General features: G+C 64.9%; 20 protein-coding genes, 1 tRNA gene and 1 pseudogene. 12 read left to right on the forward strand and 10 right to left on the reverse strand.

The annotated features are described in order from the left end of the window. A partial coding sequence (locus tag IIB36_08755) for a hypothetical protein (protein ID MCH7531831.1) occupies positions 1-250 on the reverse strand: 250 nt, incomplete at its 3' end. Between the two features lie 212 nt (positions 251-462). Between IIB36_08755 and IIB36_08760 the strand changes: the two genes are divergently transcribed. The 6 genes and pseudogenes from IIB36_08760 (at position 463) to IIB36_08785 (ending at position 7616) form a co-directional block, all read left to right on the forward strand. Further along, the gene (locus IIB36_08760) at positions 463-1713 is read left to right on the forward strand and encodes a DUF819 family protein (protein MCH7531832.1); all 1251 of its coding nucleotides are present in this window, start codon (positions 463-465) and stop codon (positions 1711-1713) included. A gap of 28 nt (positions 1714-1741) precedes the next feature. Further along, positions 1742-4474 (forward strand): carbohydrate binding family 9 domain-containing protein, encoded by a 2733-nt coding sequence (locus IIB36_08765; protein MCH7531833.1) that lies wholly within the window; start codon positions 1742-1744, stop codon positions 4472-4474. Continuing rightward, the gene (locus tag IIB36_08770; GenBank protein MCH7531834.1) at positions 4471-4968 is read left to right on the forward strand and encodes a MaoC family dehydratase; all 498 of its coding nucleotides are present in this window, start codon (positions 4471-4473) and stop codon (positions 4966-4968) included. The genes IIB36_08765 and IIB36_08770 overlap by 4 nt, the downstream gene beginning before the upstream one ends. A 274-nt stretch (positions 4969-5242) precedes the next feature. Continuing rightward, on the forward strand, positions 5243-5398 hold the full coding sequence (locus IIB36_08775) for a hypothetical protein (GenBank protein MCH7531835.1): 156 nt from the start codon (positions 5243-5245) through the stop codon (positions 5396-5398). A gap of 3 nt (positions 5399-5401) precedes the next feature. Then, a pseudogene (locus IIB36_08780) lies at positions 5402-6587 on the forward strand (hypothetical protein). Between the two features lie 42 nt (positions 6588-6629). Then, positions 6630-7616: a hypothetical protein gene (locus IIB36_08785; GenBank protein MCH7531836.1), complete on the forward strand. Its 987-nt coding sequence runs from the start codon at positions 6630-6632 to the stop codon at positions 7614-7616. Between the two features lie 22 nt (positions 7617-7638). Here IIB36_08785 and IIB36_08790 read toward each other — a convergent pair whose 3' ends face one another. After that, entirely contained in the window at positions 7639-10461 is a 2823-nt protein-coding gene (locus IIB36_08790; protein ID MCH7531837.1) for a hypothetical protein, read from the reverse strand. Between the two features lie 118 nt (positions 10462-10579). Here IIB36_08790 and IIB36_08795 point away from each other — a divergent pair, with 118 nt between their 5' ends. The 4 genes from IIB36_08795 to IIB36_08810 all read left to right on the forward strand — a co-directional run bounded on the left by IIB36_08795 (position 10580) and on the right by IIB36_08810 (position 15023). Continuing rightward, positions 10580-11029 carry a RidA family protein gene (locus IIB36_08795; protein ID MCH7531838.1) on the forward strand — a complete coding sequence of 150 codons (450 nt, stop codon included), beginning with the start codon at positions 10580-10582 and terminating at the stop codon, positions 11027-11029. A 174-nt stretch (positions 11030-11203) separates the two neighbouring features. Next, on the forward strand, positions 11204-12283 hold the full coding sequence (locus IIB36_08800; protein MCH7531839.1) for a sigma-54-dependent Fis family transcriptional regulator: 1080 nt from the start codon (positions 11204-11206) through the stop codon (positions 12281-12283). Between the two features lie 235 nt (positions 12284-12518). Continuing rightward, complete coding sequence (gene amt, locus IIB36_08805) at positions 12519-14339, forward strand: ammonium transporter (protein ID MCH7531840.1); 1821 nt, start codon at positions 12519-12521, stop codon at positions 14337-14339. 213 nt (positions 14340-14552) lie between these two features. After that, the gene (locus IIB36_08810; GenBank protein MCH7531841.1) at positions 14553-15023 is read left to right on the forward strand and encodes a hypothetical protein; all 471 of its coding nucleotides are present in this window, start codon (positions 14553-14555) and stop codon (positions 15021-15023) included. On the opposite strand, the gene IIB36_08815 is transcribed toward IIB36_08810, so the two are convergent. From IIB36_08815 to IIB36_08825, 3 genes are read right to left on the reverse strand one after another with little or no spacing between them, the layout of a single operon-like run. Then, positions 15020-15808 carry a hypothetical protein gene (locus tag IIB36_08815; protein ID MCH7531842.1) on the reverse strand — a complete coding sequence of 263 codons (789 nt, stop codon included), beginning with the start codon at positions 15806-15808 and terminating at the stop codon, positions 15020-15022. The two genes, IIB36_08810 and IIB36_08815, sit on opposite strands and share 4 nt — an antisense overlap. 1 nt (position 15809) lies before the next feature. Beyond that, positions 15810-16967: a beta-ketoacyl-[acyl-carrier-protein] synthase family protein gene (locus IIB36_08820; GenBank protein ID MCH7531843.1), complete on the reverse strand. Its 1158-nt coding sequence runs from the start codon at positions 16965-16967 to the stop codon at positions 15810-15812. Then, positions 16964-17518, reverse strand: coding sequence for an acyl carrier protein (locus IIB36_08825; protein MCH7531844.1), 555 nt, complete (start codon positions 17516-17518; stop codon positions 16964-16966). Before IIB36_08825 ends, IIB36_08820 begins: the two co-directional genes overlap by 4 nt. A gap of 188 nt (positions 17519-17706) precedes the next feature. Here IIB36_08825 and IIB36_08830 point away from each other — a divergent pair. Beyond that, positions 17707-17779: transfer RNA gene (locus IIB36_08830), tRNA-Ala, on the forward strand. A 108-nt stretch (positions 17780-17887) separates the two neighbouring features. On the opposite strand, the gene IIB36_08835 is transcribed toward IIB36_08830, so the two are convergent. Together IIB36_08835 and IIB36_08840 are read right to left on the reverse strand one after the other, a co-directional pair. Further along, positions 17888-18247: a hypothetical protein gene (locus IIB36_08835; protein MCH7531845.1), complete on the reverse strand. Its 360-nt coding sequence runs from the start codon at positions 18245-18247 to the stop codon at positions 17888-17890. Positions 18248-18548: 301 nt separating this feature from the next. Next, positions 18549-20153, reverse strand: coding sequence for a S8 family serine peptidase (locus tag IIB36_08840; protein MCH7531846.1), 1605 nt, complete (start codon positions 20151-20153; stop codon positions 18549-18551). Between the two features lie 320 nt (positions 20154-20473). Here IIB36_08840 and IIB36_08845 point away from each other — a divergent pair, with 320 nt between their 5' ends. After that, positions 20474-21244, forward strand: a complete 771-nt coding sequence (locus IIB36_08845) for a hypothetical protein (GenBank protein MCH7531847.1) — start codon at positions 20474-20476, stop codon at positions 21242-21244. On the opposite strand, the gene IIB36_08850 is transcribed toward IIB36_08845, so the two are convergent. The 3 genes from IIB36_08850 to IIB36_08860 form a co-directional block, all read right to left on the reverse strand. Further along, positions 21232-21594: a 4a-hydroxytetrahydrobiopterin dehydratase gene (locus IIB36_08850; protein MCH7531848.1), complete on the reverse strand. Its 363-nt coding sequence runs from the start codon at positions 21592-21594 to the stop codon at positions 21232-21234. The two genes, IIB36_08845 and IIB36_08850, sit on opposite strands and share 13 nt — an antisense overlap. Positions 21595-21667: 73 nt before the next feature. Then, the gene (locus IIB36_08855; GenBank protein MCH7531849.1) at positions 21668-22996 is read right to left on the reverse strand and encodes an amidohydrolase family protein; all 1329 of its coding nucleotides are present in this window, start codon (positions 22994-22996) and stop codon (positions 21668-21670) included. Between the two features lie 122 nt (positions 22997-23118). After that, complete coding sequence (locus IIB36_08860; GenBank protein MCH7531850.1) at positions 23119-24933, reverse strand: PQQ-binding-like beta-propeller repeat protein; 1815 nt, start codon at positions 24931-24933, stop codon at positions 23119-23121. Between the last annotated feature and the right edge of the window lie 130 nt (positions 24934-25063).

A 25063-nucleotide genomic window follows, 5' to 3' on the forward strand; every position in this document is an offset into this window, starting at 1 on the left:
AGCTGCTGGCCCCACACCGCTCGTACGCCCAGATATGGCCGTCGATCGGGTCGATGTCGATCCCGGCGGTCGAGCCCCACTCCCTTCCTTCGGGGAGATCCCCCCAGTTCGCCAGCACGGTCGGATTCGGGTTCGGCAGTCCCTCACCGGTGATCGTGTTGCCCGCCGCCATGGCCATCGCGGCCGGCGTCCCGGACTCGCTGGCGCACCCGGCGAGTAGGGCGGCACCGCAGGCCAAAAACGTGGACATCAGGACTCGTGACGATGACATGGTATCTCCCCCAGCGAAGCAGCCGTTGTGTGAGGTCGTGCTCTCGATGATAGCCTGCTACGTGGCTCGGCGCGAAAAGGATGTCACCCCCGGCGCCTCCTTTCTGCCGGCCGTCTGACCCGTACATTGTGGCGGCTCTCCTCCCGGCGGGCCGACCCGTGCCCGCAAATTCACAGACCTGAGACGCCTCGATGGAGACCGCCCAGCCGTTGGTGACGAACGACGCCGTGGTCCTGGGCATGCTCGCGCTGATCCTCGGCTTCGTCTTCTACACGGAGAGCAGCGAGCACCTGTTCTGGAAGAAGTTCTACACGTACGTGCCGGGCCTGCTTCTCTGTTACTTCCTCCCCTCGCTGCTCAACACCTTCAACGTGGTGGACGCGGAGCAGTCTCGTCTCTACTTCGTGTCGTCCAGGTATCTGCTGCCCACGTGCCTCGTGCTGCTGACGTTGTCCGTCGACCTCCAGGCCATCATGCGCCTGGGCTACAAGGCCGTACTCATGTTCTTCACGGGCACCATCGGCATCATGGTGGGCGGACCGTTGGCGCTGATGATCGTGGGGATGGTGAGCCCGGAGACCGTGGGTGGCTCCGGCCCAGACGCGGTGTGGAGAGGCCTCGCCACCGTGGCTGGGAGCTGGATCGGGGGCGGCGCCAACCAGACGGCGATGAAGGAAGTCTTCGAAGTGAGCGATGCCCTCTTCTCGCAGATGGTCGCGGTCGACGTCATTTGGGCCAACGTGTGGATGGCGATCCTGCTTTTCCTCGCGGGCCGTGCGGCGGTTCTCGACGAGCGCATGGGCGCCGACACGACCGCGCTCGAGGAGCTACGGCGCCGGGTGGAGGCGTTCCGCGACGAGCATGCCCGGGTCCTAACGCTGACCGACCTCATGCTCATCTTGGCCGTCGGCTTCGGCGTCACCGGCTTCGCCCATCTGGCCGGTTCCTTCATCGCCGAGTGGATCGCGGCCAACGCCCCCGTGCTGGAGCGGATGAGCCTCACGAGCACGTTCTTTTGGCTCGTGGTCATCGCTACCACGATCGGGATAGGGCTGTCGTTTACGAAGGTCAAGAACCTCGAGGGTGCCGGCGCGTCCCGTGTGGGTACCGCCATGCTCTACGTGCTCGTCGCCACGATCGGCATGGGCATGGACATTATGGCGGTGTTCACCAACCCCGGGCTCTTCGCCATAGGCGGCATCTGGATCGCCTTCCACGCGGTTCTGATGCTGATCATGGCGCGGGTCCTCAGGGTTCCGACTTTCTACATGGCGGTGGCGAGCCAGGCCAACGTCGGTGGCGCTGCCTCAGCACCCGTGGTCGCCTCGGCGTTCCACCCCAGCCTGGCACCAGTGGGCGTGCTGCTGGCAGTGCTCGGGTACGGGATCGGCACCTACGCGGCCTGGATCTGTGGGCTGGTGATGCAGGCCATTGCGACCTGACCGCGTTGGGGAGCACGCGTGTGCTCTGTTGGCCGGCCTCCTGGCGTTGGCCGCGCCGGTGATCTCTGCCCAGCAGGTCGGCGATCAGCGATCAGGGGTGGCGCCCGCGCGGGACTCCGTCGCCGGCTACCGTCACGAGCTGGCGCCGACGGCGACCGCGACTCGGGTGGTCGGGGCGATCACGATCGATGGGCTTCTCGACGATGCGATCTGGCAGCAGGTGGCACCGATTTCGGACTTGCTTCAGACCGCCCCGCTCGAGGGCCAGCCCGCGACGGAACGGACCGAGGTGCGATTCGTCTACGACGACGACGCCATCTACGTGGGTGCCCGCCTCCATGATCGGAGTCCGGTCACGTCCCGCCTCGCACGTCGGGATTCCCGCCTCGGGGACTCCGATTCGTTCGTCCTCCTCCTGGACAGTTATCACGATCACGAGACCGCCTACCGCTTCTGGACGAATCCGTCGGGCGTCAAGGGAGATGCGATCGTCACCGGCAATCGCAGGGGAGGGGGCGACTCGTCGTGGGATCCCGTGTGGGACCTCGCGACCGCGGTCACGGACTCGGGGTGGGTGGTGGAGATGCGGATCCCCTTCAGCCAGCTCCGATTCGATCGGGAGGATCAGCAGGTCTGGGGAATCCAGGTCGAGCGGAACATCCAGCGCAACCAGGAGAACGCCACCTTCCCGTTCACGCCCAGGCTGGAACGCGCCGGAGTCTCTCGCTTCGCGCACCTGAACGGTATGGCGGGGATCGAGCCCGGGCGGCGGCTCGAGCTCCTTCCGTATGCCGTAGCTCGGGGGGAGTACTTGCAGCTCGACGCCCCTGCCGGTGTGGCTTTCGGCAATCCCTACCGAAGCGGAGCGGATCACTTCGCAGGCGCTGGTGTCGATCTCAAGTACCGCATCGCCTCGAACGTCACGCTCGACGCAGCGGTCAATCCGGACTTCGGCCAGGTGGAGGCGGATCCATCGGTCATCAACCTCACCGCCTTCGAGACGCGATTCAGTGAGCGGCGCCCGTTCTTCGTCGAGGGCGCGGACATCTTCAGCTTCGGCGAAGGGGGTCCCGTCGGCAGCGTCGGACGACCGCCGCAAATTCTCTACTCGCGGCGGATCGGAAGATCACCCAGGGGCTCCGTTCCCTCGGAAGCCGTCTTTTCCGATGTGCCGACAGCTACGACGATCCTGGGAGCAGCCAAAATTACGGGCCGCGTCGGGGACGGCTGGTCCCTGGGCGTTTTGGAGGCGGTGACCGCCGGCGAGACCGCATCGTACCTCGATGCGAACCGGGAAGCCGGCGAGCTCGCGGTCGAGCCGGCCGCCAATCACTTCGTGGCACGCTTGCGACGTCAGATCCGTGGAGGTGCGACCCGATTCGGCGTGATCGGGACCGCCGTAAACCGCGACGTGCGGGGAACGACGTTGGCGAGCAAGCTGCACTCGTCCGCGTACTCCGGTGGCTTCGACTTCGCTCACGAGACGACCGACCGGATGTGGATGTTCAGCGGCCTGGTGGCCGGGAGCCATGTGGCGGGAACCGCGGACGCGATCGTACGCACGCAAAGGTCCTCGGCGCGGTACTTCCAGAGGCCGGATGCGGACCACGTAGAGGTGAACCCGTCCGCGACATCGCTGAAGGGATTGTACGTGATGGGCTTCATCGGCAAGCAGGCCGGCTCGTTCACGATGAGAAACGGCGTGGCGTTCGTGAGCCCCGGTTTCGAAGCCAACGACCTCGGCTTTCAATCCCACGCAGACCGTGTGCTCTTCGATACCCACTATCAATACAACCAGGTGGAGCCGGGCCGGATCCTTCGCTCGTGGAACGCGAGCATGAGCCCGGACGCGGTGTGGAATTCCGCGGGAGACCGTGTCTTCGCCAACGTCAACGCCATGCTCAATCTCACGTTCCTGAACTATTGGCGCACGTCGTTCAGAGTCCAGGTCGATCCGTGGACGGATGATGATCGGCTACTCAGGGGCGGTCCCATGGCCCGCTCGCCTGGGAGCTTTTCAGGAAGGCTGAACCTGAATTCGGACAGCAGGCGGGCTGCGGTGGCTCGAGCCACCTACAGTTGGGGCTCCGATGATGCGGGAGGCTGGAATCGCCGCGTACAGCTCAACCTGAGCGCGCGGATCAGGGAGACCCTCCAGATCAGCTTCGGCCCGTCCTACTCCCGGTCCTACTCGACCGCCCAGTACGTCACGCGCATCGATGATCCGCTCGCCGGCGCCACCTTTGGGAGCCGGTACGTGTTCGCTGACCTGGACCGGACCACGCTCTCACTCGAGACGCGCGTGAACGCCACGTTCTCGCCGACCTTGTCGCTGCAGTTGTATGTGGAGCCGTTTGCATCGGCGGGCGACTACGGGTTCCTGAAGGAATTCAGCGCGCCCGGGACCTTCGACTTCCTCGAGTACGGCACGGATGTGGGTACCGTAACCCAAGACGCGGACGGAAACTCCAGTATCGACCCCGATGGGGACGGACCCGCCGGAAGCTTCAAGGTGTCGAACCGCGACTTCAACTACCGGAGCCTTCTCGGCAACGCGGTGCTCCGGTGGGAATGGAGGCCGGGCTCCACGCTCTTCCTCGTCTGGCAGCAGAGGCGGGTCAATTCGGTTATCGGTCAGGGACCCGCCGGAGCCAACCGGTGGGTGGGCACTTTCGACCTGGGCCGGGACGCCGGAGACCTATTCAGCGTCCCAGCCGACAATATCCTGATGATCAAAGTGAACTACTGGCTGAATCCATGAGCGCAACACAGAGCTACACAGCCGAGGACATCTGGAACGCGCTGGGAAGGGAGCCGATCGTATCCGAATGGCTCGATGTCGAGCAGAAGACGATCGATCAGTTCGCGGACGCCACCCGGGACTGGAACTGGCTGCACATCGATCCGGAGAGGGCTACCCTGGAGGGGCCGGCTGATGGTACGATCGCGCATGGCTTCTGGACGATCTCGATGCTCAGCCACTTCATGCGATCGACCCCGGCCTGGCAGTATCCCGACGGCGTGCAATACGTCCTCAACTACGGCTTGGATCGCGTGCGCCTGATGGCACCGGTTCCCGTGGGGGGGCGTATCCGCGACCGAATGCAGGTCGTGAAAGTGCGGGGCGCGGGCGAGAACCGCTTCGTGATCAAGACGCGGCACACGATCGAAGTCGAGGGCGAGAAGAAGCCCGCGATGGTCGCCGAGTCACTCGGGATGCTCGTGTACCCGTCCCAGGACGACACCCCCGCGTGACTCGGGGTTACTCACGAACCCCGTCTTCCGAGGATCCCTCCGGGCTACCTGCCTTCACCATCCAGCATCGCGTCGGCGATTTGAACGTGGTGCACCTTTCGTTGGCCAGTAACGGCGTGACATCTCCGACCTTTGCGTTCCTCGTCGATTCACTCGACTTCGTCGACACAGCGCCCGCTTCGCCCCGGCCCGCCTCACGTACGACGTTGAGACCAACCCTTACGCGGACCTCTGGTACAATCGCTTTGAAGGGCGGCAGATCTTCGATTACGTCATGGTTCGTCCGCCGCCTGGCTTCGAGCTCGATGTTACCTCGGGACGCCTGGTTCTCACCGGTGACGACGCGCTCTCGGACCACTTCGGTGTGTTCACCGAGCTGAGCATCTCCAAGGTGGACGCGGTGGACGCTCCCGGCTCTGGAGCCGGTTGAAGCATGGCGCTCGCTTCCTGGTGGGATGCCCTCGCGTTCTTCGCGTTCATCGCGCTCGTCGTCGGCGTCTCCCTCTACCAGGGCCGCAAGGAAGAGACCTCCGAGGACTACTTCCTCGCTGGCCGGAATCTGACCTGGTGGCTGATCCCATCGCGTCGAACATCTCGACTGAGCACTTCGTCGGAATGGCAGGCTCCGGGTTCGGCGTGTCCGGGCTCGCCGTGGCGAGCTACGAGTGGATTGCCGCGGCCTCACTCGTAGTCGTCGGTCTCTGGCTGCTGCCGAGGTATCTGGAGCTCGGCATCTACACGATGCCCGAGTTCCTCGAGCATCGCTTCGGTGTCGCCGCACGCACGCTCATGGCGGTCTACATGATGCTGGCGTACGTGGGCGTCACGATGGCCGCAGTGCCGTACAGCGGTGCGCTGGGGCTCGCGACGATCTATCGACCTCGACCTGGTGCTCGGCATCTGGCTGATCGGTCTGCTCGCGGGGGCGTACACGATCTACGGCGGACTCAAGGCGGTGGTGTGGTCGGACCTCATCCAGGGCGCAGCGCTCCTGGTGGGCGGTAACGGTGGTGATGGTCCTCGGATTCGAGCGAGTCGGCGGGGTTCGTGCATTCCTGGATACGAACGCTGACAAGCTGCACACGATATTGCCGGCGGATCATCCCGAGATCCCCTGGACCGCGCTCCTGCTCGGAATCTGGATCCCCAACATGTTCTATTGGGGCGGCAACCAGTTCATCACCCAGCGGACGCTTGGGGCGCGCGCGCTTCGGGCCGGACAGCGCGGGATCATGTTCGCGGCGCTGTTCGGTGCGGTCATGAGCAGCCTCGACTCGATGTTGAACTCCGCGTCCACGATTTTCACTATGGACCTATACAGGCGGCGGTTCCGACCGGATGCGGATGCCCAGCACTATGTACGAGTGGGTCGCATCGCCACCGGGGTACTCGTGATCGCTGCGTGCTTGCTCGGTGGGCCGGTCTACGGCGTCTTGCTTTGGGCGCTCCGAGAGAGGCGCCATTTCGGTTCGAGCGGAAGAGCGACATCGGCCTCACACCCGACCCGTGGGCGCGTCCGTTGGGGATCGGTGTACTCCTCGCAACGGTGGCGCTCTACGTGGTCTTCCGTTGAACGTGGTGAAGGCGGCGGCCGGAGCTGCCGTAACCTAGGCAGGTGACCACGACTACCTGAGACACGGACGACCTTGTACAAGACCTGCATGTTCTGCAATCGGCCTCTCGGCACCAACGAGGTCATCGAGACGTTTCCGGTCGGACGCCGGCTGGCGTTCGACGCCGCGCAGGGCCGGCTGTGGGTCGTGTGCCGGAAGTGTGAGCGCTGGAACCTCTCGCCGTTGGAGGAACGCTGGGAGGCGGTGGAGATGTGTGAGAAGATCTTCCGCGATACCCGCGTCCGCGTGTCCACCGAAAACGTAGGTCTCGCGAAGCACCACGAGGGGCTGGAGCTCGTGCGAATCGGTGCGCCGATGCGGCCCGAGTTCGCGGCCTGGCGGTACGGCGACCAGTTCGGGCGCCGACGAAAACGGCAGATCCTGTACGGAGTCGGCGCTGCCGTCGTGATCGGCGGCGTCGTGATCGGCGGCGTCGTGACGGGGGCGATCTCCGGTGCGGTGCTCGCGCAGAGCGGCAACTTATGGAACGTATGGGCGAACGGGCGCACTCTGGTGAAGCACCGTAGGCCGAACGGAGAGCTTCTCAAGCTCAAGCGGATGGACCTGCTCGGCACGCGAGTTCGTGCCGCAGACGACGACCTCGGCTTCAAGGTCGAGGTGCGGAAAGGCAAGCAAAAAGAGTGGTTCAGGGGAGAAGAAGCCCGCCGTATCGTGGGAGCGATTCTGCCCAAGTTGAACGCCATGGGCGGCAAGCCGGAAACAGTGCAAGACGCCGTGGACGAGATCGAATCGCACGGACACCCCACCGACTTCCTGGCCGACCTCGTCGACCGCGACCAATTCCGCGACAAGAAGGGCGTCCCGGGCTACATCAACAAGATGCCGAAGCCGACGAAGCTCGCACTCGAGATGGCACTGCACGAGGAGCAGGAGCGCCGAGCGCTGGAGGGCGAGCTATGGCGCCTCGAGAGGGCGTGGAAGGAGGCGGAGGAGATCGCCGCGATTTCCGACAACCTGCTGCTCCCGAAAGGCGTGGAGGAATTCGTCGAGTCGCAGAAACGTGAGGGAGGCTAGGGCCGCGCGGACGTTCACGTAGTCAGCCGTCTTCGGTCGCTGTGCGCGGTGCGTTCTTGAGCAGCGCGTTGAAAAGCAGCTTGAACGTGCCGTGCGTCTGGCCGCGATGCTGCACCCGGAATCCGTACATGAGGATGCGCCCGCTGCCGTACTCCACGTCCAGGATCGCTCCCTTGCCGGCCAAGAACTCGGCGCCGATTAGCTGACCGCTCATCAGGAGCCGCTCGGGGTCCTCCGCCCAGTTACCCACCGCGCGTACTCGGCCCGCCTCGCCGCCGAAGTCGGTGGGCTCGTAGGCACGGCCGCCTGCCCACTTTGCGGCCACCTCGTCGGGGCTGCCCATGGTCAGCGGGTGCTCGCCGTCGAGCTCGACGCGCAGCAGTGAGCTCGGCAGGTAGAAATCGGGCTGACCGACTCCCTCTAGGGCGTTGCGCACGGGCACTCCGAAGTGCTCGATCACGAGCTCGTCCGCGCGCTCGAGCGTGATCAGCGTACCGCCCGCGCGCACGAACTGTTTGAGCTTCTCGACGCCATCCTCGCCGATGCCCCCCTTGAACTCCTCTGGGACCTGCGTCGCGGTATCGCCGTTGATCAACCGATTGAGCGGGATCTCCGACGGGAAGACGATGACGTCGAAGCGATCGGAGAGGTCGTCGGCCTGGACGTCGGTGTTCCCGAGGGTTTCGTAGGAGTACTCGAAGTCGTCGAATACGAACCGAGTCCAACCTTCGTCCATCGCGCCGGCCCAGCCCTGGTAGAGCCCGATACGGTTGAGCTGCTGTGGCATGGCTTCGCGCAAACCGTCCGGATCGGCCGTCACGGGGATGCCGAGATCGGCGGTTGCCTCGGTGATCAGGGCGAGTGCCTGCGGGGCCGCGGCCCGCACGACGAAGACCGGACCGTCGTCCGACTCCGCCTTGGAGACGGGGAGCCCAGCGTCCAGCATGCGGTTCACGGCCTGATAGCTGCGGGTGACCTGGGCGCTGATCGCATACCAATCGCTCGCGTTCGGAATGGGCGGGACGGTGAGCGGACCGACCCTGGCAGCCTCGGTGTCCACATCGAACGCATCATCCACGCGGATCACCTCGACCCCCATCTGCAACGGCATGGTATAGGCGGCCCCGTCATAGCTGCGCACGTACGGGCCGTCCGGCCACTCATGGAGCAGCTCACGGCGGCGCGGCTCGATGAGGTCGAGCACGGCGGCGCGCGCGGGCTGCGCTCCGTACACGATCCAGGATCCGGCCGGGAAAGTGCGCACTACGTGCTCGTCGCCCTCGTCGAGCGCATCGCCCTCATCGTCGCTCTCTTCGTCCTCGTCGAGCACCTCGCCCTCATCGTCGCTCTCTTCGTCCTCGTCGAGCACCTCGCCCTCATCGTCGCTCTCTTCGTCCTCGTCGAGCGCCTCGCTCTCGTCTTCGTCGCCTTCGCCACCCTCTTCGTCGTCCTCATCGACGTCGAGCAAACCGCCGTCGGGCGACTCCCACAGATCGCTCTCGATCACCGCCTCGAACGCTTCCGTCGTGCGGTGGACTTCTAGCCCCTGCAGCAGGAGGCGATCGACCATCTCGGCCGCGGCGACCGGGTCGTTCTGGTCGAGCGGGATCACATACGCGCGGGGCCCCTCCTCCTCGCCCTTCCGGATGGTCTCGGAAGACATCTGCCAGCGGCCCATGATGTAGTGCTCGCTGAACTTGGCGGTCTGCTCGAGGAACGACATCGCGGCGATCGTCTGGTAGTCGACGATGTCGCCGAGTCTCCATTCGCCGCCCATCCAGGGGTCGACGAACGCCATCTGGAACCCGTAGGTGCTGAGGCCGCGGCCGGGCGCTGCGCCGCGCTCGAGCGCGGAGAGCGAGACCGTGTCGGGGCTTGCGATGCGAGAGCTGGCGGTCTCGGTCAAGAGCGCGACGATGTTGTGGTAACGCCCGGTGAGCGCGCCTTCTTGGCCCCAGATGCGGTACATCGAGCCCGTGACCACTCCCTGCTTCCCCCGGGCCTGTAAGTCCGCGACCATGCCGCCGCCCATGAAGCGCAACTGCTGCCACTGGAGCGGGTGCACGTCCGGGTTCATGGGGTCGGGGTAGGGCGGCACGAAGATGCGCGGGCCGCTGCTGCCCATCTGGTGCTGGTCGAGATAGAGCTGAGGGTAGGCCCGGTGGTACATCAGCTCCATCCAGTACTGCGTCTCGACCAGGTTGGCCATGAAGAAGTCGCGGTTATTGTCGTGCCCGGCGTAATGGTGATAGAGCCACGGCATGCGCGCGCGCTCATTCTCGGTGTCGACGTTCCGGCGGTACCAGTCGGTGACCATGATCTGCCCGTCCGGGTTCGCGGAGGGGATGAGCACGGTCACGACGTTGTCGAGGATCTCCCGTGTGACGGCGTCGGTGCCGGTAGCGAGCAGGTAGACCAGGTCTACGCTCGTTTGGGATGAGCCGATCTCGGTCGAGTGGATATTGTGGTTGATGAACGCAGTCGCCGGCGTGTCGTCGGCAATGCGCTCAGCTTCCTCTCTGGAGATCCTACCGGCAGCGATACGTTTCGAGGCATCTCTGATCTGATCCAGCCTCGCCAGGTTCGCCGGTGAAGACATCGTGACCGATATGAACTCGGCACCGAGCGTGGTCGGTCCCGCGGTGTCGATCCGGATTCGGTCCGAGCCGTCCGCCACGATCGTGAAGTACTCGAGGATCTCGTCCCAGCGGGCCAGCTCTTTGTCGGTGCCCATGGAAAAGCCGAAGTGCTCTTCGGGCGTAGGGATCTGGGCTGAAAGCGGGGCGGCACCGATCAGCGCGGCGACGGTCATCAACAGGGTGTGCTTGCTCGAAACGCGGCGCACGGGTTCCTCCCGGGAACGGTCTTGAAACGGGTCGCGAATGTATGGGGGAGGCGTGCTCCGAGCTATCGTTATCGTCTCGCTCGTTTCGCAAGACCTATCCCGGAGATGACCGATGCAGATGCAATCCCTAAGGACCTTCGCACTCCTCCTCGCGATTGCGGGCCTCACCACCAACGTCGCCGCCCAAGAGGGGCGTGAGTACATCAACGCGCGCTACGCGACCGACGCGACGGCGCCGCCGTTCAGTGGCGCGGTCCTGGCCGGCAACACGCTCTACCTGTCCGGAACGATCGGGTTGGACTCCAACCAGCAAGTTCCGTCCACCCCGGAAGCCGAAGCGAGGCTCGTCCTGGACAACGTCCGCAGCACACTCGCGGCCGCTGGCATGACGATGGATGACCTCGTCACAGTCCAGGTATTCTGCTCCGATGTCGCGCACTACGACGCCTTCAACGCGGTGTACCGGACGTATTTCGAGGGTGAGTTCCCGGCCCGGGCTTTTCTCGGGGCCGGCACCCTACTTTTCAATGCGCGCTTCGAGGTCCAGGGGATCGCTGTGAGGCGATAGGGCCCGCCGCTGGGATCTTCCTCGCGTCCACCCCCAACACTCGAGGAGCTGAGCTTCGTGTGTGTCCCGGTTCAGGTCGGCGGAAAGGCCGCCGGCAGTCTCGGCGTCACACTGCCCTATGATCGGGAGCGAGACTTCGCGCGCGAAGCAGAGTTGCTGGGGGTCGTGGCCTCGATGATCGGTCAGGCCGTCAGGGTTCACACGCTGGTGGAGACCGAGGGGCAGCGGTTGCTGATGGAGAACGACCAACTCCGCCAGGAGTTGCGGGAGCGGTACGAGTTCCGAAACATCATCGGCAACAGCCGCCAGATGCGTGACGTCTACCAGGAGATCGCCCAAGTCGCAGGCAGCCCGACGACCGTCATGATCCGTGGCGAGTCGGGGACGGGGAAGGAGATGGTCGCTCACGCGATCCACTACAACTCTCCGCGGGCCGAGGGGCCCTTCGTGAAAGTCAACTGTGGCGCGCTGCCGGACACCCTCATCGAGTCGGAGCTCTTCGGCTACGAACCGGGAGCCTTCACGGACGCGCGGGAGCAGAAGAAGGGCCGCTTCGAGCTCGCCGATGGGGGGACACTGTTCTTGGACGAGGTGGGTGAGCTGTCCCCATCCACTCAGGTCAAGCTCCTGCGAGCCCTCCAGGAGAGGGAGTTCGAGCGGTTGGGCGGAGTGAAACCGATCAGGGTCGACGTGCGGGTGATTGCGGCAAGCAACGGCGATCTCGAGGGCGCGATGCGGCAAGGGGCTTTCCGCGAGGACCTATATTACCGACTCAACGTGTTCAGCATCTTCATGCCCGCCCTGCGCGACCGGAAGCCGGACATTCTCCTGCTGGTCGATCACTTTGCCGAGAAGTACGCGTCGGTGCTGGGTAGGAGCGTTCGCCGCATCTCGACACCCGCGATCGACTTGCTGATGGCCTACCATTGGCCGGGCAACGTCAGGGAGTTGGAGAACTGCATCGAGCGCGCTGTGCTCGTATGCGCGGGCGGGGTGATCCACGGGCACGACCTTCCTCCCACGCTCCAGCCCGCCCAGCTGTCGGGCACCCTGCCGCAGGTCTCCCTCGACGTCGCGGTCGGGAACTACGAGAAGGACCTGCTCCTGGATAGTCTCAAGACGGCCCGCGGCAACCAAGCCGAGGTCGCCCGACTGCTTCAGACGAGCCCACGGATCATCGGCTACAAGCTCCGCAAGTACGGGATCGACTCTGCCCGCTACCGCGCGTCCTCACGTCCGTCCTGGGACGCCTGAAGGCCGAACCTACATTTTTGTCGGTTTATCGGGCCTGTGATACGAAAGTGTCGTCCAGCTACGCGGGGCTGACCAGCCCTCGCTGATCCCCGAAAGCGTTCAGCCACAACCACATACGGCTCTGGCTAGGAGCTGATCCCGACCCCGTCGGCAGTTGGTACGGCGCTTGCCCAGAGGCGTGGCTGTCGAGTCAGCGAAGTCAAAGCGATCAACATGTGAAAAAGGAGAACGACTGATGCCCGGCACCCTCCTGGTAGGACGGATGAGGAAAGGGTTCGCGCCGCTTCGCCAGCGGTTGGACGCGTGTCTGTTTGCTCTTGCCCTTGCAGCTCTCTTCTTGCTGCTGAGCCCGGATCTGGTCGCGGCGCAGGAAGAGGCCGTGATCTCCGGCGGAGACACAGCGTGGCTGCTGACCTCGACCGCCCTCGTGCTTCTCATGACGGCCGGCCTCGCCTTCTTCTATGGTGGTTTGGTCCGCTCCAAGAACGTCCTGAACACGATGATGATGAGCTTCATCGCCTTCGGCTTTGCGGGCGTGCTCTGGGTCGTCGTCGGATACTCCCTCGCGTTCGGTGAGGGCGGGGCGTTGGTCGGCGACCTATCGATGGCCTTCTTGAAAGGCGTCGGCGTGCAGCCGAACGGAACCATTCCCGACATGCTCTTCATGGCGTTCCAGGCGACGTTTGCCATCATCACCGCCGCCTTGATCTCGGGCGCGGTCGTGGGACGGATGCGGTTCGGTGCCTACGTGGCCTTCATCTCCCTCTGGGGCCTGCTGGTCTACGCCCCGGTTGCGCACTGGGTCTGGGGTGGCGGATGGTTGGCCGGGTTGGGTGCGTTGGACTTCGCCGGCGGAACCGTCGTGCACGTCAACGCGGGTGCAGCAGCGCTGACGGCGGCGTTGGTTTTGGGGCCCCGAACGGATTATGGCCGCCAGGCGATGCTCCCCCACAACGTGCCTTTCGTCCTACTCGGCGCGGGCCTGCTCTGGTTCGGTTGGATGGGTTTCAACGGCGGGAGCGCTCTGGCGGCGGATGAGTTCGCGGCGCTCGGCGTGGTGAACACGCTCGTCGCCCCGTGCGCTACGCTGGTCGTGTGGGCGCTTCTGGACACCTTCTTCGCGAAGCAGATCACTGCGGTTGGTACGGCAACGGCCATCGTGGTCGGTCTCGTGGCCGTGACGCCGGCCGCGGGCTTCGTCTCGCCCATGTCGGCCCTCGCCATCGGCGCGATCGCGGCGCTTCCCAGCTATGGCATCATCCGGTGGCGCGCGGGCACACGCCTCGACGACTCCCTCGACGTCTTCGCGGCGCACGGCGTGGGGGGAGCCACCGGCGCGATCCTCACAGGGGTCTTCGCCAGCGCGGTGGTGAACGGCAGCGCCGACGGGCTCCTCTTCGGGAACCCGGGCCAGGTCGGTATCCAGGCTGTTGCGGTCCTCGCCGTCGCCGCCTACAGCGCAGTCGCGACACTGGTCATCCTCAAGATGATCCAGCTGGTTACCCCCTTGCGGCCGGCCGCCGATTCCGAGCGGCGGGGCATGGACGTGCTTTCCCACGGAGAGGAAGGCTATGCGCGTGGTGAGGGTGCGGTCCTCATCCTCCACGAGGAGCTCAACGGGAGCGGCGACGCGCTCCGGCACCCTGCCATCGCCCGCGAGCTAGGGGAGCCGCGCACGTTCGAAGGGAGTGACGGCACGCTCGTGAGACTCGTCAAGGCGATCGTGCGTCCGGACAAGCTGAGCGACGTCTTGAACGCCCTATACATGGCAGAAGTGACGGGATTCACGGTCAGTCGTGTGCAGGGTCACGGCGGTGAGACGGAGACCGTGGAGACCTACAGGGGCACGTCCGTGAAAATGGGTTTGACCGACAAGGTGATGATCGACATCGGGGTGTCAGAGCCGTTTGTGGAGGCCACCGTCGAGGCGGTTCTCAGCGCGGCGCGGACAGGAGACGTCGGAGACGGGAAGGTCTTCGTTCTCCCCGTCCAGGCGGTGCATAGGATTCGCACGGCGGAAAGGGACACGGCAGCGGTTACGCCTGTCGCTCCCTGAGTTGGGACGAAGTGTGAGACAGCGATCAAACGACGAATCGAACAAGGACGCGACAACGATGAAAGGACTTACTGGGCCCTTGCTCGCGGCTGCTCTCCTACTACCTGTCTCCGCTGTCGCGCAGGAGGCCACGGTGACGGCCAACGCCGGGTGGAGCAGCGAGTACCTCTATCGCGGCATCCCGCAGGAGAGCTCGTCCGCGAGCGGGCCGGGTTGGACGTCGCACTGGCTGGCCTGTACGTCGGAGTCTGGGGCGCTGACGTGGGTGCGGGAAACGAGGTCGATGTGTACGGCGGCTACGGCTTCGAGATCGCGGGCCTGAGCGTGAGCGTGGGCGGCACCGGGTACTTCTACACGGGTGACTTCGACCATACGTACTTGGAGGCGAACCTCGGAGCGGAGGTCGGACCGCTGTCGGTCGAATTCTCCATGGGCCAGTACGACACGACACCGGAGTCGCTGAACTACTGGTTCCTCGGGGTTACGGCGGAGCACCGGGGTCTCTACACGACCATGGGCAGCTTCGGAGACGGGTTTGACGGTGAGTACCTGGAGGCAGGATACGGCTTCACGGCATCAGAGTTGGACCTCACGATTGGATGGATCTTCAGCAACGCGGACCTGGTGGGTAGTAGAGACCAGACGCTGGTCTTCGGTGTGAGCAAGACCTTCGAGATCCGCTAGGGGGACTTCTGCCAGTCGAAGGACGCCTCGTAGCCGTGACCGTCTGAGAGCCAGAACCGCTCGGATCGCATACCGGACGCCAGCGCCCACAGAACGCACATGCCGCCCTGCAAACAGGGCGCGTGAGGCCAACCCGGGGGGAGGTTCGTCGCAGGCCCTCCCTCCGGGTTGGGGCGGTCGACGGCCTGCCCCGGGGTCGGAGCGCCTACGAGTCCGAGTTCCCCGTCACGTGAGAACAGGAAGCAGATGGCGCCCTCGACCAGCACGCTGTCGGGGAGCTTCAGCCTCGTCAGCTCACGCTGCTCAGGGCGATCCGCAGCAGAGGACATGACGAGCAGCGTGGTCTCGCGGTCCTTGGCCAGTTCCATGACGCGGAGGGCGTCGGCGAAGGCGGTCGCGCCCTCGATCAGGTTCACGCACGGCCCGGTCAAGCCGAACTCCATCGAGATCGAAGCCGCCACCTGGTTCTGGAGGGTGAGGAGGAGTGCGTATGGGTGGAGCCGGCGCAGCCGGCGGGCAAGATCGGGGCCCATCAAACGGCCATCGCGGGAACGCTGCCTGATCGGTTCCACGTGGTGCATGAGCTCGCCCGGTGGCCCCGAAATCGTGACGACACGAGCGTCGGTGGGTACATCGAGACGCGAAAGCGCCTCGATCGCGTATGTGGAGGCCGGTGCTCGGCGCTGCTGCTCGCTCGCATGCTCGACCAGCGTCACGTTCGGCAGATCCATGCACGCGCCGAGCGGCCGAGTGAATGCAGCGCTGAACGCCTCGAGCCGGAGCACGCTAGATCGGCCCGCGGGAAAACAGTAACGAACTGTTGTGCCCGCCGAATCCGAACGCGTTGCACAGAACGAAGTCCCCGGAGACCTCTTTCGATTCGTTGGGCAAGAAGTCGAGGCCCGACTGCGGATCGGGGTGCTCGAGGTTGATCGTAGGCGGTGCCTCACCATGCGTCAGGACATCGATGCAGACACACGCTTCGATGAGTGAGGACGCTCCGAGACAGTGGCCGATCATCGACTTCAAAGAACTGATGGGGACCATTGCTCGACCCTCACCGAGCAGCTCCCTGTAGACGCGTATCTCGGCTGCGTCGTTCGCCCTGGTCGAAGTGCCATGTGCCGAGACGTACGCCAAGTCCGTCTCGAGGTTGGCCACGCCGGCCAGCGCGGACGTGCATGCGCGGAGCATGATGCCGATGTCATCCGGCACGCCCGTCATGTGCGTGGCGTTCATCGACTGTCCGTACCCGCTCAAGTATCCCGGCGCTTCTGGGTGCGGGCGGCTGCTCAGCCACATGGCGGCGGCGCCCTCTCCCATGACGAATCCGTTTCGGTTCACGTCGAAAGGTCGGCTCGCCCGCAGATCGTCGTCGCGGTTCAACGTCCCGAGATTGTTGAATCCCGCTACGGCGAAGGGATTCAACAGGGCTGTGGAAGCGACGACGATCACGTCCTCGACGGCGCCGGCTTCAAGCCACTGATGGGCGAAGATCAAGGCATCGCTGCCCGAGGCGCAGGCGGTATCAACCCGCACTCGGGGGCCGTCCACTCCCAGCCGTTTCGCGATATGTGCCAGCGGCGCGTCCCCAAAGAAGCCGAGTAGCGGAGTCAACCCGCTCGGGTCCTCGACCGCGTCGAGCGAGCGCTCGATATGCTCTGGCTCCGCGCGGAGGGTCGGGAGCGCGAGGACCAGCCCATAGTGAGCGTCTGGGTCGTACTCCAGGCGGTCGCAGGCTTCGAGTGCGAGCGCGACGCCCCTCGGCGTGATCCGCTGAGCATCGGGGCGGGGACGGCAGACGTGGTCTGGGATCGGGGCGCCGACGCGCACCGGAAACTCTTCGGGGAGTCGGACGACGGCCGAGCGGCCGGCGATGAAGTCTGAGTAAGCGAGGTCCCCCGGCGCCACGATGGAGTGGGAGCGGACCACGAAAGAGGTCATCGGTCCAGCTCTTCAGCCACCTTTCGTTCAAGCCACAGCTCGAGAAGCTCTTCTCCTGGCGGCGGTTCGACCGGCTCCCCGGAATCCGGATGCACGAACCGATCTCCGTCCCACACCGCCGAAGGGCGGCCTGATTCGTCCTCACGGGCCATGTGCGTGAACACGTCGTGGATGAGCCGCGCGAACGTGTCCACCGTCCAGTATCGCGCGACATCGTAGACGCCGAGGTCTTCTGGGAGGGTCACACCGCTGAGCTCCGGCATCCGCTCGAGGAGAAGCTCTCTCCCTCGTGGTGTCAGGATCTGATCCCTGACCACGGTGTCGGGCGGAAGGCGCTTACTCAATTCCATCAACGGTTCACGCTCGGGGAACTCGAGGCCGAAGCGGTCCTCGATGTCGAACGCCGCTTCCGTCATGTCCAGTGAGTCCACGCCTTGCTCGGCGATGAGCGGGAGATCACGCTTCAACTGCCCTTGGGTGACACCGTTGAAGATCTCCAGAACCTGATCGGCGATTTCGTCGAACGTTGGCTCGGCCTGTCGCCCCTCCATGCTTCACTCCTTAGATACGGCCAGCGGCCCGGTGAGCGGCGCAGTCTACCAAAGTGACGAGCGTTTTACCAGAGTGCGTAGGGCTGAGGTCCGCCATGACATGCCGACCGCGGAGTTCGTGGCCAAGCATAGGAGCCTGTAGCAGTCGCCTACCGACCATTTGAGGCCATGACTACCTTTACCGCCTAGGGGCCATAGCTCAGTTGGGAGAGCACCGCCTTTGCAAGGCGGGGGTCGCCGGTTCGAGCCCGGCTGGCTCCACTGGGATAAGCCAACCAGGCCTCTCGGAGGGATGCCCGAACATCACTGATCACTCCTACCCCACCTTCCCGTCCGCCGTCACGACGCACCATGTCGTAAACTTTTTGACTATGTGAGTCCCCCGAGGGGCCTGAGGCGATGAGTGATCTCTCCTCTTTCGAGATCCTCACGACGGGCGCGGACGCGGCGCGCTTTGGGCGCCGTGTCCGCGCTCTTCTGGCGCCGTGTCGGCGCCCTTCTGGCGCCGTGTCGGCGCTCTTCCGGGCTGCGCCGATCGGGCCCAACCCGCCGGCTCTCCATCCGGCGGTCCGACAGTTCACGACGCTCGAGCGACACCGCCATCACGGTGATGCGACGAACAGCGTCCCGACGGTAATCGACTCGACGATGCATGTCTCGACGATCCGCCATGTGACGACGCTCGGAAGCTTCCCGGCGGTCCCTGCGGTCGAAACGCTCTACAGACATCCGATTCTCCGTGGCCTGCTAGCGTGTCTGAATCACCCTATCCACCGATCCGCCAAAGTCTCCCGGCGTTTCCAACGCCGGGTTACTAAGGGCTCACTTGCCAAACACTATATATAGTGCTTTCAGATCGTTGGGAATACCCTATACTGCGTTCCTGGACCGAAAATAGTTCTTACTGGATGATCGCCCGAATCAACTCAATCGCCCCATAGACTTCGAGCGCAGTCTCCATGCCACCGACAAGACAGCGGCGGGCCGGAGAACCGGCTCGCCGCTGGGATCACCCGAGGCGATCGACGCGCTAGTTGCAGCGCACGCCATTCCTCCCGCGCTTCTTGCAGGACACCGTGTCGGACGTGGTGTCCTCATTATTACCGCTGCCGTCACCCACAGTGAGCGTGACCGTGTACGTGCCCACGCCGGGATACTTATGGGCGACGGTGACGCCGGACCCTATGGTGGAGTCACCGAAGGTCCAGTCCCAAACGACGCTTCCGGTCGAACCGCTGGCGTCGAAGCTGCACGACAGCTCGCTGCACGAGAACGTGAAGCCCGCTGCGAGCGGGTCCGGGTCCGGCTCCGAGGACGGGGGGTCGCTCAGCGGGCCCATCACGGCCCGGTACGAATTCAGACGCCCCCACCCGAACTCGGTGTCGTACCCAGGGGCGCCGAGGTCGTCGGTCGTCCCCTCGAGGAGTGAGCGAAGCGCCGCCCCGGTGGCGCCTGTAACAGACGCCACGATCGCCGCGGTTCCGGTGACCTGTGGGGCCGCCATCGAAGTGCCCTGGAAGTAGGCGTAGCCGCTGCCGCGCACGGAGCTGTAGATACCTGCGTCGCTCGTCGTGTTCGAGTAGAGCTCGCCGCCGGGCGCGGTGATGTCGAGGCCCTCGCCGTAGTTGGTGTAGTAGGCGTGCTCGTCGAGCCAGTCGCTGGCCGCGACGGAGAGCGCGAGCGTATCACACGCCGGGCAACTCACGGTGCTCGTGCCGCCATTGCCAGCCGACGCGATGACAAGCGCGCCGGGCCGGCCGGTTGTCTCGTCGGTGGCGTAAAATATGGCGTCGGCCTCGAACTGCGAGAGCGAGCCGCCACCCAGGCTGATGTTCATCGCGACGACTCCGGAGTCCGTTGCGGCGTAGATCGCGCTTACGATGGCCGACGTCGGACAACCGTTGGCACCGCACACTCGGAAGACGTAGACCGTCACGTTGGAGGCGGCGCCCGCCACGCCGGCCACGCCGACGCTGTCTCCGACCATCGTGCCGGTCGTGTGCGTGCCGTGGTCGTTCTCATCCGACGGATCGGCGTCGTTGTCTATGTAGTCCCACCCGTCGCCGAACGTCACGCCGCCGAATTCCGGGTGGTCCATTTGCACGCCGGTGTCGATGCTTGCGATCGAGACCGGACCACCGCCCGACGCGTAGCCCTCGTGGTTGTCCTCGTCGGCGTCCTCGACCGAGAGGTACGACGTGACGGGCTTTCCCTTATTGCGACCGCGGGTCCACGCGACCGAGAGCCCCCCCGGGTTGTGGAACGCCCAGAGCTTGGCGTCGATCGCGGTCGTCTGCCGTAGGTAGTCGGGCTCGGCGTAGACCACGCGGTCGTCACCACCGAGGCGGGCGGCGAGGGCGCGTTCGTTACCGACGGCACCGTTGAAGATGGCGATCCGGCCATTCGCGACCGTGCGTTCGAACGCGACACCGTGCGCGCTCCCTACCGACGCCGCGTCGGCACCGTCGACGAGTCGCGCGAGGATGCGTCCAGGCACAACCTGATCGACCTGCCGCTGGATGCTGAACGCGGGGGCGTCGGCTGGATCATTGGGGGAGAGAAGCTGATTCGAGTCCTGACATGCCGCGACGAAAAGGGCCGTCGCGAGTGCAGACAGAGTAAGGGTACGTCGCATGTGGGGAGAACCTCCAAACTGAAAGGGCAGACGATCGCCCCACCGTACGCTTTCCCCCGACTCATTCCCGTCTCGCGTGCGGCGGGCACCTATTCATCCAATGTAGGAGTTCTCTCATACAAGAGACAACGACGACGTCGTACACAGGCCTCAAGGGGAGCCGAGCTGGTGAGAATGGTGGGTCGTGCTCGTTTGCGATTCTTCTGCCGGACCACCATGCTCAGCGAAAGCCGCGAGCTGATGCTATGAGACGCGGTCGACCGCGACCTACGGACTTGGATCACGCCGACGAGTGCGGTCTTTCCAACGAGGCTTGGGCGATGCCGGTTACTGACTGGTGGGCGATCGTCGTATCGATGTGGATGCTGACCTGCTCCGGGATAGCCTACGGGGCAGCGGCCCAGGCGCCTACGCTCCCCGATTCGCTCGAGTCGGCGTATCGAGTCGACGCGTCCAGGTTGGCGCTACGGGGAATCGAGCGTAGCCTGCCGCTCAGTGACGCATCGATTGAAATCCCGCCCGAAGAGGTGCGGGCCCGATTGCAGGCCTTCGCGTGGCTGTTTCATGCGACCGGTTTGGCGGAACGGGATTCTGTCGTGGACGTGTTTCACATTCACACGTTTCCGCGGCCTGCGGTCCGGGAGCTCGTTTTGTCTCTAGATGCCACGGAAGAATGGGTGGCACGCTGGACGCCAGGTGCCGCCCCTAGCGGCAACAGCGTGCTCGACGAACTGGTTCGGCGCTATGGGCTCAGTTTGGTTTCGGATCGAATGACGGGAGCCTACCGACAAGTGGTACTTCGTTCTGTATACGCAGTTAACATCCACGCGCTGGCCGCGCGATTGGCAGAACTACCAGGGGTCCGATGGGCCGAGCCCAACACAGTCCGAGGGGACGGCAGTGATATCGAGTCGGAACGCGACGGGAACGGCTGGCTGATCACGTTCCGCCTCGGCTGGAATGACTGCCCGGCACGTTGCATCGAGTCGCACTACTGGCGATTCCGAGTCACGGACCAAGGTGCCGTCACTTTTCTGGAGAGCTGGGGCTCCCGTGTTCTCGATCGGAATCGACTCGGTCACGGTACGTGAGAGGTCGCTTCGCCGGGGAACAGCTCGTCGGTCTTCGCCGCCATGATGAAGTCGTTCCGATGGAGGCCCCGGATCTTGTGAGTCCACCAGGTCACCGTGACGCTTCCCCACTCCGTCAGAAGCGCCGGATGATGACCTTCCTGTTCGGCCGCGGCACCTACGGCGTTCGTGAAGTTCAGAGCGTCGATGAAGTTCGGGAACACGAAACTTCGCTCCAGCCGCGGGATCTCGTCGCGCTCAACGATCGCCCACTCGGGGACCTGGGCGTGTAGTTGAACGCGTTCCTCGGCCGTGACTGTGGGGGCGCCTCGCTGGCACGCCTCACACTTCGCCTGCGATAGTTGATCCATCGTCCGATGCTCCCTGCTGTGTTGTTGCCTGCTTGCGACACCGATCTGGGCGACGCTGGCCGAGTCTACTCGGCTACCGTCGATTGACCGGCAAGTCCAACGCGGATCGATCGACGATCTTTCCGCCCTTGATCACGAGCTCGATCTCCTGCGTATGGCTGATGTCCTCCAGTGGATCGGCGGACAGTAACACGAGATCGGCGAGCTTGCCTTCTTCTATGGAACCGAGCTCGCGTTCCCGCCCCAGGAAGATCGCCGCGTTGAGCGTGCCAATCCGGATCGCCTCGACCGGGGGGATGCCACCCTCGACCATCAACTCGAGCTCACGGTGCGAGGCTGGCCCGGTGGACTGGTCCGACCCCAGGACGATCACGCCGCCGGCCTCGGCGATGAGCCGCAGATTCTCCTGCGCCACCGGGGTCATGACCTTCATCCACGTCGTCCACGTGCGCGCGGCGTACGAGTCCCGAACCGTGGTGCGCAGCTGCTCGAGCGTCTCCGGTTCGTACGTCGCCTGGTAGATCGGCCGATCCAGGAACTCGGGGTGTTCGACCAACCGGCTGTACCCCTCACCGATTGTGAGCGTGGACACCATCGGCACTTTGCTCGCCGCCATGAGACTGACGAAGCCTTCGCTGACCGGACCCTGAATGATCGGGTGTGCGAGCGTGTTCATGCCGGCTTCGATCGCTTGACGGGCCCGGAACTCGTGCGAAATGTGGACCGTGGTCCGGATGCCGTGCTCGTTGAAATAGCGGCCGATCTTCGCCATCAGCTCTGGCTGGAGAAGAGGGATGAGGGGCCGAGTACCCCACCCGTGCTCGTCGAAGGTCAGCTTCACGAGATCGGGCTCACGCGCGATGTGCGCATCGAGTAACGACCTGTCCTCGGGCCACTCGTCGACGAGCGTCGCGCCGGCGCCGCCGCCGTGGCCTCCTGGCGCCGTCACCACTCCACCGGTCGCGAAGATGCGCGGGGCGACGATCTGTCCGGCCCGCTCCCGCGTCCTCAGGCCGAAGATGTAGTCGGGGTCGTTGCCAGCGTCGAAGACGCTCGTGACCCCGCTATACAGAAAGCCGTGCAGCGCACGGATGCCCACCCGTTCGTCGGGGCCGCCCCGCCCGCGGCCTCCGGATAGGTGGATGTGCATGTCCATCAGGCCGGGGATGAGGAATTTGCCGCGTCCGTCGATCCGCTCGGCGCCCTCCGGCGCCTCGATCTCCCGGACGGCGACGCGCGTGATGCGGTCGCCCTCCACCAATACCCAAGCGTTCGGCATAGCGGGACGTCCGGTGCCGTCGATGAGCGTGACGTTCTCGAACAGCAGGGACGCTTGGCCGCTGAGCGGAGCCTGTGAGGTCAGGAAGACCGCGGCAGCGAGGCAGGGCGTAAGTAGGCGCATGGTTGGGTCCGGGGCGATACCGGGGCAGCGTGGGTTCACGTGCCCAACGTACGGCCCCGGGAGGCAATGCGCGCCGAACTTTGCCTTCTGGTCTCCCAGGGAGGGTGGCTCAGCTTCGGCGCTCAGTGCAGCCGGAACACGAAAAGAGTGTTCCCGCCGGAGCGCTGCTGGATCTCGGGCGTGAGCGAGAGCGTGTTCGGTCCCCCACCTGCTGCGATCGCGATGTATTGAACTCCGTCGACGCTGTAGCTCACAGGGTAACCGCCAGCGGTGGAGTTGAGGATCTGCTCCCAGAGGACCTCGCCGGTCGCCGCATCGAAGGCGCGAAAGCGGCGGGCATCATCGGTCACGAAGACGAGGCCTCCGCCGGTCGTGAGCACCGAGCCGCCAATTCCCGCCCGCTGACGGTGCTGCCAAAGCGTCCTTCCGGTCGCGACGTGCACGGCGGTGAACACGCCCACGTTCTCGTCGGAACCCGGGACGTGGATCCGCCGGTAGGACGCGGAGTTGTGGTACATGCCCACGGTCGGCTCCACCGGATCGAGCGTGTACTCCATGCATGTGTTGTTTCCCGAGGAGTAGAGCGCGTTCGTCACCGGATGGTAGGCCGCTGCCTGCCAGTTGGTGCCGCCGCCCAGGTGTGGGCAGACGATGACCTCCTGACCGATCTGGGGATGCTTCAGCTCCGGGTTCAGGATCCCTCTCCGGCCCTCGGCATCGACGCCGACGATCACGTTCTGGAAGTGAGTGGTGCGGGCCCATAGGAAGTCGCCCGTCGCCGCGTCGAGAGTCCAGATGATGCCGGGCTTGCCCGGTATCCCCGTTACGACCTTGCGCCGTTCCCCCGGCGTGATCGTGGGGCTGATCCACTCGACCGCGCTGGCGTCCGGTGCCACCTCCGTCTCCACGATGATGCGTTCGAACGGGTGATCCTGGTCGAATTCGTCGCCTGGAAGGTGCTGGAAATACCACACGATCTCACCGGTGCGGGCGTCGAGCGCCAGCGTCGAGTTCGTGTACAGCGCGTCTCCGACGGTGCCCCGCTGGACGGTGCCCCACGGGACCGGCACGGCCACGCCCGTGAAGATGAGCCCCAGCTCCGGGTCATAGCTCGGTGCGATCCAGGCGGAGCCGCCACGCCGTTCTTCGTCGGGCACATCACCCCAACTGTCGCCGCCCGGCTCCCCCGAGTGCGCGAGGGTGTACGTCCGCCACAGCTCCTCGCCGGTCTCCGGGTCGTGGGCCGAGATCCAGCATCGCGTGTTGATGAAGTAGCAGCCCGACATGCCCGCCACGACCTGCCCCTCGATGATCTGGGGACCGCCGGAGTAGTGGTGGCCGATCGTCCAGTCGCCGACCGGCTGCTCCCACTCGACCTCCCCGGTGCGCGCGTCCAAGGCCACGAGATACGCGTCGTGCGTCGCGAGGAAAATTCGGTCGCCGAAGAGCACCGCGTTCCGGTTGGCGCACGCGAGGCTCGCGATGTGCTCGACGCGCTCCCGGCGGTACGTCCACAAGAGCGTTCCGTCGCGGGCGTCCACCGCTTCGACGAAGTCGCAGGCCTGCGGCAGGAACATGACGCCGTCGTGCACGAGAGGTGTCGTCTCTTGCTTCCCACGCTCCATCGTCCACGCCCACGCGAGGCGGAGCTCGTCGACGTTGGACCGATTGATTTGATCGAGTGGACTGTATCCCCAGTGGCCGTATGTTCTGCGCCACATCAACCACTCGCCGTCGGGCGGGTCGACGAGCATCGCATCCGTTACGGGACTGTAGGCATCCAGGATGGACGGCCCGGTCGCGGTGGACTGGCCGTCCGCGGTGGACTGCCCACCGGCGATCGACGCGGTGAAGGTGCCAAGCAGACTGACGAAGGCGGTGCAGGTCGCTCCCCGAATCAAGTGTCGTCGGGCGACGAATCGAAGGCGATCGATCATCTCGGGGGTCTGCCGGCTGGAGTGGCGTGTGGGGCCAGGGTAGGAGCGGAGGGTTGGGTGAGCAAGGATAGAGCCGATCGGTGACGGACTCTTTCGCATCATCCGTGGGCTCTTGAATTCGCGCGGTCAC

This window comes from Gemmatimonadota bacterium (assembly GCA_022560615.1).
Taxonomy (GTDB): domain Bacteria; phylum Gemmatimonadota; class Gemmatimonadetes; order Longimicrobiales; family Gaopeijiaceae; genus UBA1138.